This is a genomic window from Lentibacillus juripiscarius (genome assembly GCF_042685205.1).
Lineage (GTDB): Bacteria > Bacillota > Bacilli > Bacillales > Amphibacillaceae > Lentibacillus > Lentibacillus juripiscarius.
On record NZ_JBHUNA010000038.1, the window covers coordinates 97,583 to 112,172 of the forward strand.

At 47.1% G+C, this 14,590-nt stretch carries 15 protein-coding genes and 1 riboswitch; all 15 genes read right to left on the bottom strand.

The annotated features are described in order from the left end of the window. Positions 1–63: 63 nt before the first annotated feature. The 15 genes from ACFSUO_RS14645 to ACFSUO_RS14715 all read right to left on the bottom strand — a co-directional run bounded on the left by ACFSUO_RS14645 (position 64) and on the right by ACFSUO_RS14715 (position 14,589). Positions 64–345, bottom strand: a complete 282-nt coding sequence (locus ACFSUO_RS14645; protein WP_382395401.1) for a PTS sugar transporter subunit IIB — start codon at positions 343–345, stop codon at positions 64–66. Then, entirely contained in the window at positions 345–1,667 is a 1,323-nt protein-coding gene (locus ACFSUO_RS14650) for a PTS galactitol transporter subunit IIC (protein WP_382395403.1), read from the bottom strand. Before ACFSUO_RS14650 ends, ACFSUO_RS14645 begins: the two co-directional genes overlap by 1 nt. Before the next feature lie 3 nt (positions 1,668–1,670). Beyond that, the gene (locus tag ACFSUO_RS14655; RefSeq protein ID WP_382395405.1) at positions 1,671–2,126 is read right to left on the bottom strand and encodes a PTS sugar transporter subunit IIA; all 456 of its coding nucleotides are present in this window, start codon (positions 2,124–2,126) and stop codon (positions 1,671–1,673) included. A gap of 17 nt (positions 2,127–2,143) precedes the next feature. After that, entirely contained in the window at positions 2,144–3,160 is a 1,017-nt protein-coding gene (locus tag ACFSUO_RS14660; RefSeq protein WP_382395407.1) for a MoeB/ThiF family adenylyltransferase, read from the bottom strand. Further along, on the bottom strand, positions 3,160–3,924 hold the full coding sequence (locus ACFSUO_RS14665; RefSeq protein WP_382395409.1) for a thiazole synthase: 765 nt from the start codon (positions 3,922–3,924) through the stop codon (positions 3,160–3,162). Before ACFSUO_RS14665 ends, ACFSUO_RS14660 begins: the two co-directional genes overlap by 1 nt. Then, complete coding sequence (thiS, locus tag ACFSUO_RS14670; protein WP_382395411.1) at positions 3,925–4,128, bottom strand: sulfur carrier protein ThiS; 204 nt, start codon at positions 4,126–4,128, stop codon at positions 3,925–3,927. A 109-nt stretch (positions 4,129–4,237) separates the two neighbouring features. Further along, positions 4,238–4,939, bottom strand: coding sequence for a thiazole tautomerase TenI (gene tenI, locus ACFSUO_RS14675; protein WP_382395465.1), 702 nt, complete (start codon positions 4,937–4,939; stop codon positions 4,238–4,240). A 57-nt stretch (positions 4,940–4,996) separates the two neighbouring features. After that, positions 4,997–5,107: riboswitch (TPP riboswitch) on the bottom strand. Between the two features lie 79 nt (positions 5,108–5,186). Beyond that, on the bottom strand, positions 5,187–6,602 hold the full coding sequence (locus tag ACFSUO_RS14680; protein ID WP_382395413.1) for a sodium/glutamate symporter: 1,416 nt from the start codon (positions 6,600–6,602) through the stop codon (positions 5,187–5,189). A 328-nt stretch (positions 6,603–6,930) separates the two neighbouring features. Next, positions 6,931–8,604 carry an ABC1 kinase family protein gene (locus ACFSUO_RS14685; RefSeq protein WP_382395415.1) on the bottom strand — a complete coding sequence of 558 codons (1,674 nt, stop codon included), beginning with the start codon at positions 8,602–8,604 and terminating at the stop codon, positions 6,931–6,933. Between the two features lie 340 nt (positions 8,605–8,944). Beyond that, positions 8,945–9,724 carry a Cof-type HAD-IIB family hydrolase gene (locus tag ACFSUO_RS14690; protein ID WP_382395416.1) on the bottom strand — a complete coding sequence of 260 codons (780 nt, stop codon included), beginning with the start codon at positions 9,722–9,724 and terminating at the stop codon, positions 8,945–8,947. A gap of 166 nt (positions 9,725–9,890) precedes the next feature. Continuing rightward, positions 9,891–10,418, bottom strand: a complete 528-nt coding sequence (locus tag ACFSUO_RS14695; RefSeq protein ID WP_382395467.1) for a chromate transporter — start codon at positions 10,416–10,418, stop codon at positions 9,891–9,893. Next, the gene (locus ACFSUO_RS14700) at positions 10,418–11,023 is read right to left on the bottom strand and encodes a chromate transporter (protein ID WP_382395469.1); all 606 of its coding nucleotides are present in this window, start codon (positions 11,021–11,023) and stop codon (positions 10,418–10,420) included. Before ACFSUO_RS14700 ends, ACFSUO_RS14695 begins: the two co-directional genes overlap by 1 nt. Further along, the gene (locus tag ACFSUO_RS14705) at positions 11,017–12,630 is read right to left on the bottom strand and encodes a gamma-glutamyltransferase family protein (RefSeq protein WP_382395417.1); all 1,614 of its coding nucleotides are present in this window, start codon (positions 12,628–12,630) and stop codon (positions 11,017–11,019) included. The genes ACFSUO_RS14700 and ACFSUO_RS14705 overlap by 7 nt, the downstream gene beginning before the upstream one ends. Continuing rightward, positions 12,627–13,619, bottom strand: coding sequence for an ABC transporter ATP-binding protein (locus tag ACFSUO_RS14710; RefSeq protein WP_382395418.1), 993 nt, complete (start codon positions 13,617–13,619; stop codon positions 12,627–12,629). The genes ACFSUO_RS14705 and ACFSUO_RS14710 overlap by 4 nt, the downstream gene beginning before the upstream one ends. Further along, entirely contained in the window at positions 13,588–14,589 is a 1,002-nt protein-coding gene (locus ACFSUO_RS14715; RefSeq protein ID WP_382395419.1) for an ABC transporter ATP-binding protein, read from the bottom strand. The genes ACFSUO_RS14710 and ACFSUO_RS14715 overlap by 32 nt, the downstream gene beginning before the upstream one ends. Between the last annotated feature and the right edge of the window lies 1 nt (position 14,590).

The window sequence follows — 14,590 nt, forward strand, 5'->3', positions numbered from 1 at the left end:
GTGACGGCCCACCAAATTTTATAGGTACCCATCAGGCAAAAGGAACGCGGGCTACCCGCGTCCCTACTCAAGTTGTCTACTGATCTGGTCATAAACGTCTTCTGTTCCGATTCCTGTCAAGAGTGACACGCCATCGATAACGGTTGCCTGAATGTGGTCTGGTACAATGGTTGTCGATATAATAAAGTCATAGTCATTCCATTTATGGGTTGTATCATTAATTTTCCCCTGATGAAGTTCCACTTGGTTCATCAGGTCATTTTCCAGCAGCCAATTTTTTACTTTTCCCGTGACGATGGTCGATGTCGCAACGCCCGTACCGCAAACGACCAGCACTTTTTTCATTATTTTCCCCCTCTGATTTTATTAACGTACACTAATCCGCTGAAAGCTAGTACACCAATGATTCCAATGCCGTACCAGTTTAATAGTTTTCCCAGTCCGGCAAATAATCCTGTCGTCCAAACGGCTCCGTCCACAAGTGCGGAAATGCTGGTATAATCCTCCATATCAAAGTCAGCAGCTGCTGCCATGTCTGTAAATAATGGTGTGATCCATGTTGCGATATACAATCCAACACCAATGTAGATCGTTGCTGCTATGACCGTTCGCAGTATATTCCCTCGAAAGACAGGCACCATCAGGCATACGAGAAATGGAATTGTCGCCAAATCACCAAATGGCAACACGGTATTGCCAGGCAACATGACCGCCAAAACCAATGTCACGGGGACCATGACGAGTGAAGCCGATAAAACAGCCGGGTGCCCGACCGATAAGGCGCTGTCCATGCCAATGTATAAATCCCTGTTTGGAAACCGCTTTTTAATCAAGTCACTTCCAGCCTCAGAAATAGGATTCAATCCTTCCATTAGCAGCGCCACCATTTTCGGCATTAATAGCAAAACCGCTCCTGTTTTGATGGCTAATTGCAGCGTATCCGTTACGTTATAACCTGCCAACACACCAATAATAAGACCAAGCAACGTCCCAATAACAGTTGAATCCCCCAAAAATCCAAACCGCTTTTGAATCGTTTCCGGACTAGCCTCAATCCTGTTCATTCCTGGAATGCGATCAAAAACAGCATCAAGCGGTTTTGCCAAAAAATAGGAAGGTGCAGAAGCCGCATGCGGAAAAGTAACCCGTTTAAACCCAAAGTATCCTTCAATATCTGATGCCAGCAAATCTGCTAACAAGAAAATAACGAGAACATGTACCACTATGGTAAACAGCCCTAAAGCAAAATCATTCGTCATCGCAAAAACGAGGGACCCGGTAAACGCACAATGCCAATAGTTCCAAATATCGACGTTTAACGTTTTCGTCAACCCGACTATGAGCAGTAAAAAATTGACCCCAAGCCCAACTGGAATAGCCAAACTTCCTAAGGCAGTCCCATAGGAAATAGCCGCAGCTGCCGGCCAGCCGACATCAATGGTATGCAGATCAAATCCAAAGTGGTCGACCATCGATTTTGCCGCCGGCCCCAAACTGGTGGTCAATAACTCGATAATCAGGTTCAATCCAACAAAACCAATCCCGACAGTCAGGCCCGAATAGAATGCATTTTTGGGCTTTGTTCCCAATAGCAAAGCAAAGATGAAAATAATAATTGGGAGCATGACACTTGCCCCCAAATCGACAAACCACTGTAAAACTTCCAAAGACTACCCCCTCTCAGCATTTTCTTCAACCAACTCCACCAGCCCCTTGCTCGTTTGAACGTTTTTTAATTCCCGGACAAACGAACGGTTCTGCAGGCATCCGAGTATGGTTTGCAGCAGTGTCAGGTGGGCATCCGCATCCTGCAAAGCAAGCATAAAAATAAAGGTAACCTGAATTTCACGGCTGCGATTGCCCATCTCCTGAAACACTACCGGATTCTTTAAAGAAGCAAATGCGAGTTGTGGCTTTAAAACATACGTTCCGTCTGTATGGGGGATGGCCACCCCATATGGAGTCACCGGCAATCCTGTCGGGAATTGCGCTTCACGCTGCAAAATAGCTGTGGTGTGCATGTCTGTCACAGCCCCTTTTTCCGCCATTAGCCCTGACAGGTGCCGCAATGCTTGTTCTTTTGTTTCAACATGAAGGTCTGTGGTCAAAAAATCAGCCGGATCCATCATCGTTGCTCCCCAATCTAACCAAGAAACCTGTGGTAAAGAGACCTCGCTTCCGCTGCATCATTTGTCCCGTGCACAAGCACACGGCCGTCCTTAAATAGAACCAGTCGATTTTTATCCGTTTTAAACTGGAGTAAAAATGCATTCTGTTCTACTTTTCCAAGTTTGGCTAAGTTGGCAGCAGTTACTTCCAGATCTCTTGTTTCTTTTGATGGCGGGCGGATCTGTACTGTATCCCGCCCGCAGAGCACTTCCGTTTTCGTGTGATCGTGATAAGCCAAAAATGGGTACATGGCTTCCGGTCCGCACGACGGACAAGCATCTTTTTTTAGCTTTTCGACGTTAATGGATGAATGGTGATTCGCCCATACATCGAAAGAGATCAGCTCCTGCCGCAAGTGACTCCAGTTTTCAGTAAGGATTTTCAGCGCTTCAGCAGTCTGATGCCCGACCACCAGCTGAACGACCGGACTGATGACCCCGCCCGTGTCACAGGTCAGCCCGCCAATGGGAATGTCACCCAAGAGACAATGCAGGCACGGGGATTTCCCCGGAATGACGGCATAACTCACACCATAACTGGCGACAATCGACCCATAAATCCACGGAATGCCGTATTTTTGAGCCGCGTCATTGATTATCATGCGGATTTCAAAATTATCGGTAGCATCCATGATTAAATCAACGCCAGGGACAAACTGCTCCATTTCAGCCGGCGTGATATCAACAATATGCGCCTCGATTGTCACATCAATGTTAATCGCTTCCAATCGTTCTTTAGCGGAAATGACTTTCGGGATATGGTTTTTGGCATCTTCCTCCGTATACAATTGCTGCCGCTGCAAATTGCTCCACTCCACGTAATCCCTGTCGACAATGGTCATTTTGCCGACACCGGAACGAACAAGCACTTCCGCATTTCCAGTGCCAAGTGCACCGGCACCAATCACCAGGACATGCTTGTTCCCGAGCAGGACCTGCCCCTCTTCCTGAATACCGGAAAATAAAATTTGCCTGGAATAGCGTTCCACCATTAGACACTGATTCCTTCCATTGGACTGCTCGCTGTGGCGTATCGTTTTGTTGGAATGCGCCCTGCTTCATAGCCAAGCCGGCCAGATTCTGCCGCAAGTTTCATCGCCTCAGCCATTTTGACCGGGTTGGATGCAGCAGAAACGGCCGTGTTCAGCAGCACCCCGTCCGCGCCAATTTCCATTGCGGTCACCACATCTTTCGGGGAGCCGATTCCAGCATCGACAATGACAGGAACCGTTAATTGCTCGATGATTAAACTTAAATTAAGCGGATTTATAATTCCCTGCCCGGATCCGATTGGGGAGGCACCCGGCATCACAGCATGTGCACCCAATTCCTCCAGCCTTTGCGCCAGCACTACATCATCGGACGTATACGGGAGCACCGTGTAGCCTTCTTTCACCAATTCCTCTGTCGCTTTTAATGTCTCCACCGGGTCAGGCAGCAATGTTTTATCACAGCCAATCACTTCTACTTTAATCATGTCACAAAGCCCGGAAGCATTAGCCAGCTTGGCGGTGCGCACCGCTTCTTGTGCTGTTTTGGCACCAGCCGTATTTGGCAGCAGACTGTATTTTTCTACATCAAGTTTTTCCAGAAAATTCGGCTGAGAAGGCTCAAAAATATTCATCCGGCGCACCGAAAACGTCAAAACATCTGTTCCAGAGACATTTACCGCTTCTTTTTGTACATCAAAGTCAGGGTACTTCCCTGTCCCCAAAAATAACCGTGAGTTAAATTGCTTTTCACCAACTGTTAACATTCAACCGCCTCCTACAAATTGTACTAATTCAATCTTATCTCCATCGGCCACTTCCTGTTGTGTGTGGTAGTCCTTATCCAGAATGTCGCCGTTATGTTCCACAATCACAACAGATTGGTCGATATTAAAATACCGCTTCACATCTGAAATGGTTTTCACTTTTTCCGGCACTTGAGCGCTATTGCCGTTGACAATGAGTCGCATACGTTCACCTCCTTAATAGATTGGCAGACAGTCACATGCTCCCCGAGCTGGCACACAAGTGGATTGTACATCCAAGTCAAAACACCCTCGCCCGCCAGATGCAAGCCCATCACCACACCGCTTTTTCGTCCCCTACAGCTGCTAATTGACGCCGGTAGCTCCTGACAGCTTCCAATGGGTTCCTCGCCAAAAGCACCCCAGATAGAACCGCAATACCACTGGCGCCGGCTGCCAGGACATCCCGTGTGTTTTCAGGCGTTATACCACCAATTGCAATAACCGGAACCGTTGTACTCTCGGCGACGTCCTGCAGATTTTTCAGTCCTCGAGGTGCCAACCCTGGCTTTGAACCGCTTTCAAAGATGTGTCCATACACCAGATAATCCGCCCCATGATCCGCGGCGTTTATCGCTTCATCTGTAGAATGAACCGAACAGCCTATCCGCAAGTGATCATAATAGTTTTTGACTTTCGGCAGGCCAATGCTTTGATGGGTCAGCTGAACGCCCCGTACTCCTGTGACATGTGCCACCGCAATCCGATTGTTCACAATAATCTTCTCGCTCGGTACGCCTTGGGACAAAAGTCTATCGATGGCTTCCACCATTTCTTTATCCGTCCACGTTTTTTCACGAAGATGGACAAAATCAATATACGGATGTATCTGTTTAAGAATAGAGACCAACTCACCAGCGGACTGCTGCCCAGTCGAAATAATATGGAATTCCCGAATCGCGCATCCCCCCTTTTGGCTTTGGATTGGGTTTGGATCTGGCCCGGCTAATAGTTTTCTGACAATACAAAAAACCACTTTCCATAGACGTCGGAAAGTGGTTTTCACGCTTATTCAACCATGAATGAAACGCTGCTCAACTACTTGCCACTTCCCTACGCCGGCCTTAACCGTCTCAAGTTCAAAGGGTCTCAAAGTCCATCACTTCGATCTCAGCCTTTTTAAAAGGCACCCCTAGTGGAATCTAAGGTTATAAAATTTTGTAAAAACAACATAGCACGAAAATTCAAAACTGTCAACGGGACGTGGAGGGGCCCCGCATCCCTTAACTTTTCTTCTTACCGAAGTACAAGAGCCCCATCAGCAGGCCTAAGAGGCACATGACGGCTGAAATAATGAGAAATGGAATCGGGCCGAATTCAAAGATGAGCGGTACGGACAGCGATGTTACAAGTCCGCCGCCAAGCAGTGGCTCAAAGACTAATTGTTTATAGCCAAAGCTTTCAAACGCGGGCGAATCATTTTTCGGATCAACCACACGCATAAGCAATAGTCCTGTTGCTGTTACACCCATTGATTGCCCGAAGTCCCCCATGGCACGTTCGAACCAATAGGTCGGAATAATACGCGGTGCTAACACAAGCACACCGAATATATTCCAGGTAATTCCCAATGCAGCTAGCAACAGGAATGGAATAATGTGGTTACCGATGACATCAAGCGAAATCGTACCAATTGCCGTCACGACTAATATATCCAGCGCAAATCCCTGGATACGGCTGATCATCGGCCGGTCCAATATATGGTTCTGGTCTAGTTTGCTGAAAATCAGCTGCACAATAATACCGCCTATCATGGCCAAAGGAAACAATGGAATATACGTCATAAATTCCGAGCCTGTCATAGCGCCCCAAGTGACGCTTTCCAGCCAAATCAAAAATTGCAGTATGAGATAGCCGACTAACACAGCAAGTCCAACAAGCGCAAAATGCAGTGACAGCGGTTCAATCGATTCTGTCCTGACCGTCATATTAGCGGCAGGTTCCCTGTTCTGAAATTCCATAATCCCTCGTTTTCGCAGATCAGAGAAACCTTCGACGTTTTTGATTACTTGTGTCTTATTTCTTCTGACACCCCAATTGATCAAAATAATGCCGGCAACGACACCGGATATTAAACCGACTGTCGCCAAGCCAATGGACAGATCATATGCTTCCTCAAAGCCAAGATCCTTGAACGTCTCGCCCATGCCTGCCGCTGTTCCGTGACCACCTTCGAAGGCAATTTCAATTAAGGCTCCGGTCATCGGCGGCAGTCCGAAAAGCGGCGATAAAACAAGAACAGCCAGCAATATCCCTAACACATATTGGCCCCAGCCCATCGTCCAGCCAAATGAAAGCTGTGCACCGGCTAAGCGCCAAATCTTTTTGATGCCGGGGATGGTCGTACCGAGGAATAAGGATGCAAACACAACATTAATCATCAGTCCGGGCAGCGTTCCCCAAACTTCTGTCACTTGCGGAGGGATGAGCCCATTATTTAACAATGAGTCACTACCGGCAAACATTCCTAAAATCTTCCCCAACACTTGAGGACCGACCAATAACGCCAAAAAACCTCCAATAATAGAAGAAGGCAAAAATAGATTCTGCGTCCACTTCACCCTGACGCGAATCCATTTACCAAGCAGTAAAAACAAACCGAGATAAAGCAATGTAAAGCCAATCTGTTCTGCTGACAAAATAAAAACCCCTTTATGATTGCTCATGGTGTTATCGTGTTACAGAGGGATAGGAAAACTAATCACAATTTTATATTATACCACGTTTCTACCAGATATGAAATCGTTTCACTAGATTTCTGGGACATGGGGACAGGCTTACGGTTCCACCAAATTTTGGAATCGAAACATAGGGGCGGGGTCATTTTCCCAGCGGCGCCATCACAGTCAGGACTGGCAGGTTGGGACAGATGCCGGATTGGCCGGGTCCCAGACGCCTCGATCAAGCCGGGACAAGGAGCCCGTCACTGAGCCCGTCCCCGCGTCCCGGTGCGCTGTCAGCTACCTGTTACATGCGGCCGGAGCGGATGATGGTAATGACCATGAGGATGAACATGAGTGTTGCGATGACGGCTCCGATTTCAATGATGGGCAGCTCCCAGATGACGGTGCTCTGGTCGGTGATGGCCGATCCGATAATTAAACCGGCCATCAGGATGCTGAATGCGAGCATAATAATGCTGAACGACAGCCGGTTGCTGATTTTATCAAAACGGTGAAGAAATCGCTCTGCCTGCTTCACATTGATATCAAGCCCAACACGGCCCCGCTGCAAGGTCGACATGACCTCCTTCACATCACGCGGCAGGCCAGTAATAATTTCGAGATTTTCTGCAATTTCACTCATGGAATTGCGCAGTATCCGCCGTGGGCTGTACCGTCGCTTCAGCACCTTGCGCGCATAGGGCTCGGCCGCTCGCATAATGCTGAAGTCCGGGTCCATTCGGCTAATAACCCCTTCCAGCGTCAGAATTGTTTTGCTGAGAATCGCCATTTCAGACGGAATATCAATATAATGGTAGTATGCAACCTGAAAAATTTCGATAATAATTTTTCCAAGACTCATATCCTTCAGCATAACGTTCGCATAACTGTCATGCAGCGCCTCCAAATCGCGCTGGAACGCATTGATATCGGTTTTTTCGCCAATCAGATCCATTTTAGAAAAAATCTTGATCAGGGCCTCCGCATTGCCGTTATGCAGATGGACGATAATGGAGGCAAAATGGTACGTCATCTCATCACTGATCCGTCCAACTTCGCCAAAATCGAGAAACGTAATCGTGTTTTTAGGCAAAATATACACATTGCCAGCGTGCGGATCCGCATGAAAAAAACCTTTATCAAGAATCTGCGCGAACATCGCATCGGCCAGCCGCTTAGCAATCAGGTGCCGGTCATAGCCTTCCGCATCAAGCGTGTCAACATCGGAAACTTTAATCCCGTTCACTTTTTCCATCGTCAGCACTTTTTTGGTCGTATAATCCCAATAGATCGTCGGCACACGTACGAACATCTGCTGCTGAAATTGCTTGGCGATCCGCTCGCCGCTGCGCCCTTCCATCAAGTAATCAAGCTCATTCCTTAATGAAATGGACAACTCATGAATGATGTCTTGCACCCGGTAGCGTTTCGCCCAGACCGTGCGTTCCTCCAGCATTTGCCCGATTTTTTCAAGTATCTCAAGATCCGTTTCCATCACAGGCTTTAAGCCGGGGCGCTGCACCTTGACCACCACTTCCTCCCCGGTAAAAAGCCTGGCCGTATGTACCTGCCCAATCGACGCCGTGGCAATCGGTTCCGGATCGACATGGTCAAACACATTGTCAAGCGAATCCTCAAGCTCTGACTCAATCGTGTTTTGAACATGATCGAACGAAAATACTGACACATGATCCTGCAGCTGCTCCAATTCCGTAATAATCTCCCGCGGAAGCACATCATGCCGTGTACTGGCAATCTGGCCAAGCTTAATGAACGACGGCCCAAGCTCCTGCAGCGTCAAGCGCAGCCGCCTTCCAATGCTCTGCAGATTGACATCAGCATCGCTAGGGACCTTCCCCCTCGACAAATCCCGGTCCGTAATCCCAACGCGAAACAAAAAGTAACCAAACCCATACCGAATAAACGCATTCACAATCTCCTGATACCGCCGCGTATGCCTCAACCTCCGCTCAAACACCCAAATCAGCTCCTCCGGGACACGGGGACAGGCTCACTGTCTTAGCCCCCACACGTGCGGGGACGTGGGGACAGGCTCCTTGTCCCAGTCATAAGTTCGTTACGAATAGTATACTATCTTAGCATAGTAAAAATTACGCTGCCACGCCACGAATTCCCTTTTAGAGGTAGATTCTAAACGGAAATGAATTGAGAAAGTGCCTGTCACCGCCCGAATTTTGTCGAATTTATTGAGTGGTATTGAATGGAATGAGTTCAAGTAAAGTCTGCTCGATCGATTTGGGTCGCGCGCCGCACAGGTTCAGCGACTGCGCTCTCACAAATTAAAGCCACTCCCCCCCTCATCTCAACAACCCAATTTTCTTTAATCCATGCCAAATTCCATCATCATTCACGTCTCTTGTAACTGCACTGGCTGAATCCTTCACAACATCGGGAGCATTGCCCATGGCGACGCTGTTTTCAATCGACTGAAGCATTTCGATATCGTTCAGCCCATCGCCAAATGCATAGACAGCCTCGGGAGAAATCTGCAGATGCTCAAGCAAACGATCGATGCCCGCTGCTTTGGAGCCGCCGGCGGGAATGACATCAACAGAGTAATCGTGCCAGCGGATAAACTCCAGCTGCTCGAATCGGCGCACGTACTCCGCTTCACTTCCATCCTCACAAAACAATAGCGCCTGATATACATCGCCCGTCTTGTAAAACGCCGGGTCATATATCACTTCCTGCTCAATCTTCAGCGAATCAATCGCCGTCTGAATATATGGGTGATGCTCTGTATTCGAATACCAATTATCATGGCTCAGATAAATCAACGGATGAGCCCCAGCCGCAGCATGGCTTTCCAGTTCACCCAGATCAGTTGCATACAGCGGATTTTTGTAAATAACCCGGTTATCATGCACCACATACTGGCCATTAATACTCACATACGTGTCCACATTCAGCTCGTCCAGCAGCGGCCCAAACGTAAACGGTGCCCGCCCTGTCGCAAACGTCACCATATGCCCTGCCAGCTGCAAATCCGCAATCGCCTGTTTCGTGGATACCGGTAGCTTTTTTTCATCATCAAGAAGCGTTCCGTCAATATCAAAGAAGATTAACTTTTGTGTCATATGCAACCTCGCTTTTAAAACTACTATTTTCCTACCATTCTATCACATTTCCCGGAACGCTGGGACAGGCAACTTGTTCCCGCATCCCGGCAGCGGAAAAACTGAACCTGTCCCCACGTCCCAAACAACTATGGCCACCACATAAAAGTGATGGCCATTAAATAGCTTACAAAACAAATCCACCATACACTAGAGTACCTAATATCACAAAAGCTGGATGGACTTTGAAACGTTCCATTAATAAATAACTGGCAACTATAAGAAACGCTGATTGCCATATCCCGATTCCTTCATATGATTCCGCAAAGAACCGCCATGCCATTAAACCGAGCAAAATGGCGATGACAGGCCGTACATATAAGGTCAATCTTTTCACTTTCGGGGAGTCCTTATATTTATATAAAATACCTAACAGGAAAATCATTAGTATCAGGGAAGGGGCTACGGTTGCAAACACACCTACGATCGCACCCGGAATACCGCCTACCTCATAACCAATATACCCCGACATTTTTGTGGCGATCGGTCCGGGCAGCGAATTTCCAAGAGCCAGTACCTCACTGAACTCCTGTACCGTCATCCATTCATAACGCTGGACAACTTCATTTTCAATCAGGGGAATGGAGGCAGGACCTCCCCCGTAACCTAGGATTCCGGGGATTAAAAAGGCAAGAAATATGTTCCAGTACAGCATCATGCTTGCTCACCTTCCCTTGAACGGCCAGGATCCCTTTTGAATAATGCCATGACTATCAACGCGGCTATGACAATTCCTGGATGGATGCCCGCAAACTGTAATAGAATCAAAACAACTGCACTCATTATAATCGTTTGTTTCCATCCCATACCCTTACCTGCTTTTTCAAAAAACTGCCATGTCAATACGGCCAGCATCACACCGACGACCGGGATAACAGCGGCTGTCATTCCCTGCACCCAATCAAAATCTCTAATGGAAGACAGCGACATCAGCAGGACAATCATTAAAATAATGGTCGGTAAGATCGTAGCAAATATAGCGTTAAACATGCCCAATAACCCGGATACACGGTGACCAATATAACCTGCCAATTTTGTCGCAATAGGCCCAGGGAGTGTATTGCCCAATGCCAGTATATCGCCAAACTCCTCATCACTAACCCATTTATATTTATCTACCACTTCTTTATGAATAAGTGGAATGGAACCGGGTCCTCCCCCATATCCCAGAATTCCCACTCGAAAAAAAGCCAGAAAAAGATGGAATTGATGCCGCTTGTTATTCTGATTTTCTTCGAGCGAGTCTTTATCTTTTACCAACACGAAACCGCTCCATCCGTCCGTGACTCCGTACCACCGATAAGCACACCAGTTTCCGTATCCCGCCAAATGATCTGGCCCCTTCCGAAACTGTTCGGCTCCAGCTGAATCGTCACGTCATGCATTTTTTCCGCCAGTCTTTGAGCTATGTGATGTGGGAAGCGATTTTCCACTTCGACTTTTCTGTCCTTATGCCATTGCCATCTTGGTGCATCCAACGCTGCCTGTGGGGTCAGATCAAAATCAACCGTATTCATCACAACCTGAACATGACCCTGTGGCTGCATGAAACCTCCCATAACCCCAAACGGTCCAACAGGCTGCCCTCCCTGACTCATGAAACCCGGAATAATCGTGTGGTAGCTTCTTTTGCCACCTGCTAGTGCATTGACATGATCAGGATCCATGGAGAAATTATGACCACGGTTCTGCAGCGCAATGCCCGTTCCCGGAACAACCAGCCCCGAGCCAAATCCCATATAATTACTCTGAATGAACGACACCATATTCCCTTCATTATCTGCTGTAGCAAGGTAAACCGTTCCACTCAAGGCAGGCTCTCCAGCATCCGGTATTTGGGCGGTCTCTTCGATTAGCTGTCTTCGATACTGAGCATATTCTTCACTTAGCAAAAACTCCGTAGAAAACCGCATGTGCTTTTCATCTGTAATATGAGCCTGACCGTCGGCAAATGCTAGCTTCATAGCTTCAATTTGCTTATGGTAGGTATCCACCGATTCTTTTTCGTTGAATGTAAATCCTTTCAAAATATTAAGTGCCTGCAATGCCACAAGCCCCTGACCATTTGGAGGGATTTCCCAAACATCATATCCCCTGTAGTTCACAGATATCGGCTCCACCCATTCAGACCGGTGGGACGCTAAGTCATCAAGAGATAAGTATCCCCCATTTTGCTCGGAAAACGAACGAATTTCCTCTGCCAGTTCGCCGCGATAAAACGATTCCGCATTGGACTCGGCAATCTTTTCTAATGTCCTGGCATGATTTTCAGATGACCAAATCTCGCCAGGCTCCGGTGCCCTGCCCTCGGGAGCAAATGTCTTAAACCATTCTGAAAACATTTCATCGGTCAAGTTTTCCCGAAAAACATTGTAAGCCCTCTTCCAAAACTTACTTAATGTCGGGGAAACTGGAAACCCTTCCCTGGCATAATCAATCGCCGGCTGCAAAATAGAACGAAACGGAAGCCTGCCAAACTTCTCCGACAGTTCAGCCCAAGCATCCGGAACGCCCGGAACGGTTACAGGAATCCAGCCATATTTGGGTATTTCCTGATGTCCTGATTCTTTTACACCATTGATCGAAATCGTTTCCGGAGAACGTCCGCTGCCATTCAGTCCATGCAACTTCCCCTTCGTCCAAACCAGCGCAAAAGCATCTCCTCCAATCCCGTTCGAAGTTGGCTCCACTACAGTCAGGCAGGCAGCTGTTGCAATGGCAGCGTCAATCGCATTGCCACCTTTTTTTAGAATATCAAGCCCAGCCTGGGAGGCGAGTGGCTGGGAAGTAGCGACCATCCCATTCTTCGCAAAAGCTGAGTTCTTCGTGGAAGAATACGGATAGTTAAAATGATTGAGATTTTTCATTCCAATCTTCCTTTCTGTTGAACTTCGTGACATGCCACAAAATGATTTTCCTCGACCTCTCTCCATTCCGGTATAACCTCTGCACAGTGTGCTTGGGCTATCGGGCAGCGGGTATGAAATGGACACCCTTTTGGATAGTCAGACGCACTGGGCAAATCCCCTTGTAATTTAATCCGCTCTGACTTATGTTTTGGGTTGGTCCGAGGGATAGCAGACAACAAAGCCTTTGTATAAGGGTGCAGCGGATTGTTGTAAATTTGCTGTGAGTCCCCCATTTCTACCTGTGCCCCGAGATACATCACAAGAACCCTGTCACTCATATGCCTGACCACACCCAAGTCATGAGAGATAAATAGATACGTTAAATTGTATTTTTCCTGCAGTTTTTTTAGAAGTTTCATAATTTGTGCCTGAACTGACACATCAAGGGCGGACACCGCTTCATCGCAAACAATCAGGGAAGGGTTAAGTGCCAGTGCACGTGCTATGCCCACCCGCTGTCTTTGTCCACCACTGAATTCATGAGGAAACCTGTCATAATGTTCCTCTTTCAACCCGACTTCCTTTAAGAGTTCTTTTACTTTCGATTGTCGTTCCGTTTTATCCATTTCGGAATGAATAATAAAAACCTCTTCCAGCGCATCACCTATTTTTTGCCGCGGGTTTAGGGATGCATACGGATCCTGGAATATCATCTGCAAGTTTCTTTTGTATTTTTTTAGTTTCCGATCCGGCAAATCACCGATAGACTCTCCATTAAAGAAAATCGTACCTTCTGTTAATTTTTCCAAACCTATGACAAGTCTTCCCAGTGTGGACTTTCCGCACCCGGATTCTCCAACAATGCCTAGCGTTTCTCCCTCAGAAACGGTCAAATCAACACCATTTACAGCCTTCACAAACGACTGTGGTCTCTGCAAAATACCACCTTTAATAGGAAAGTGCTTTTTTATATTTTTAACTTCGAGTAATTGCGCCTGAGTTTCCATCCTGTTTCACCTCCTGGAGCCAGCATTTACTGGAATGATCAGATGTAACTTCGAATAAAGGCGGTTCTTTTTGCTTGCATGTCTCCATTGCGAACGGACAGCGAGGGTGAAACCTGCACCCAGTGATTTCTTCATCAAGCCCTGGCATGGAACCTTGAATGACTTCCAGTTCCTGTGTTTCATCATCTACGTCCGGAACAGAATTAAGCAGACCCTTCGTATATGGGTGCTGCGGATTTTCAAATATGCTTTCAACATCCGCAATTTCCACGACCTCACCGGCATACATAACCATAACCCGGTCAGCTATTTCCGCAACAACGCCCATATCATGCGTAACAAAAACCACACCCATACCGATTTCTTCTTTAAGTTCATTCATTAAATCCAATATCTGGGCCTGTATCGTGACATCCAAGGCTGTGGTCGGTTCATCTGCAACCAATAATGACGGTTCACACGCCAATGCAATGGATATCATCACCCGCTGTCTCATTCCCCCGCTCAGTTCATGCGGGTATTGGGCCATCTTTTCCTTAGGATTCGGAATGCCGACCTTATCCAATAGTTCGATACTTTTTTTATTGGCTTCTTTTTTAGACATTTTTTTATGAATGATTAATGGTTCCCGTAACTGATAACCAATTGTCAGCACAGGATTCAATGCAGTCATTGGCTCCTGAAAAATCATCGAAAGCGTGTTGCCTCTTAATTTCTCCATTTCCTCTTCCGTTTTTTCAGTAAGATTGTCACCGTCCAAAAGAATAGAACCACTGGAAATTTCACCGTTTGGCGGAAGAAGCCCCATAATAGATAACGATGTAATACTTTTTCCACTTCCAGATTCTCCAACAATACATAACGTTTCCTCTTTATCCACGGAAAATGATATATTTCGAACAGCCGGCAGTTTGCCGTCGGCTGTTCGAAATTTGGTTTCCAAGTTCTCTACTTGCAATAATTGCGACATA

Bases quoted from the DNA above. Each gene is read 5' to 3' on its own strand.
- ACFSUO_RS14645 (WP_382395401.1), bottom strand. From the start codon at position 345: ATGAAAAAAGTGCTGGTCGTTTGCGGTACGGGCGTTGCGACATCGACC.
- ACFSUO_RS14655 (WP_382395405.1), bottom strand. From the start codon at position 2,126: ATGGATCCGGCTGATTTTTTGACCACAGACCTTCATGTTGAAACAAAA.
- ACFSUO_RS14660 (WP_382395407.1), bottom strand. From the start codon at position 3,160: ATGGTGGAACGCTATTCCAGGCAAATTTTATTTTCCGGTATTCAGGAA.
- ACFSUO_RS14665 (WP_382395409.1), bottom strand. From the start codon at position 3,924: ATGTTAACAGTTGGTGAAAAGCAATTTAACTCACGGTTATTTTTGGGG.
- thiS (WP_382395411.1), bottom strand. From the start codon at position 4,128: ATGCGACTCATTGTCAACGGCAATAGCGCTCAAGTGCCGGAAAAAGTG.
- ACFSUO_RS14690 (WP_382395416.1), bottom strand. From the start codon at position 9,724: ATGACACAAAAGTTAATCTTCTTTGATATTGACGGAACGCTTCTTGAT.
- ACFSUO_RS14695 (WP_382395467.1), bottom strand. From the start codon at position 10,418: ATGCTGTACTGGAACATATTTCTTGCCTTTTTAATCCCCGGAATCCTA.
- ACFSUO_RS14705 (WP_382395417.1), bottom strand. From the start codon at position 12,630: ATGAAAAATCTCAATCATTTTAACTATCCGTATTCTTCCACGAAGAAC.
- ACFSUO_RS14710 (WP_382395418.1), bottom strand. From the start codon at position 13,619: ATGGAAACTCAGGCGCAATTACTCGAAGTTAAAAATATAAAAAAGCAC.
- ACFSUO_RS14715 (WP_382395419.1), bottom strand. From the start codon at position 14,589: ATGTCGCAATTATTGCAAGTAGAGAACTTGGAAACCAAATTTCGAACA.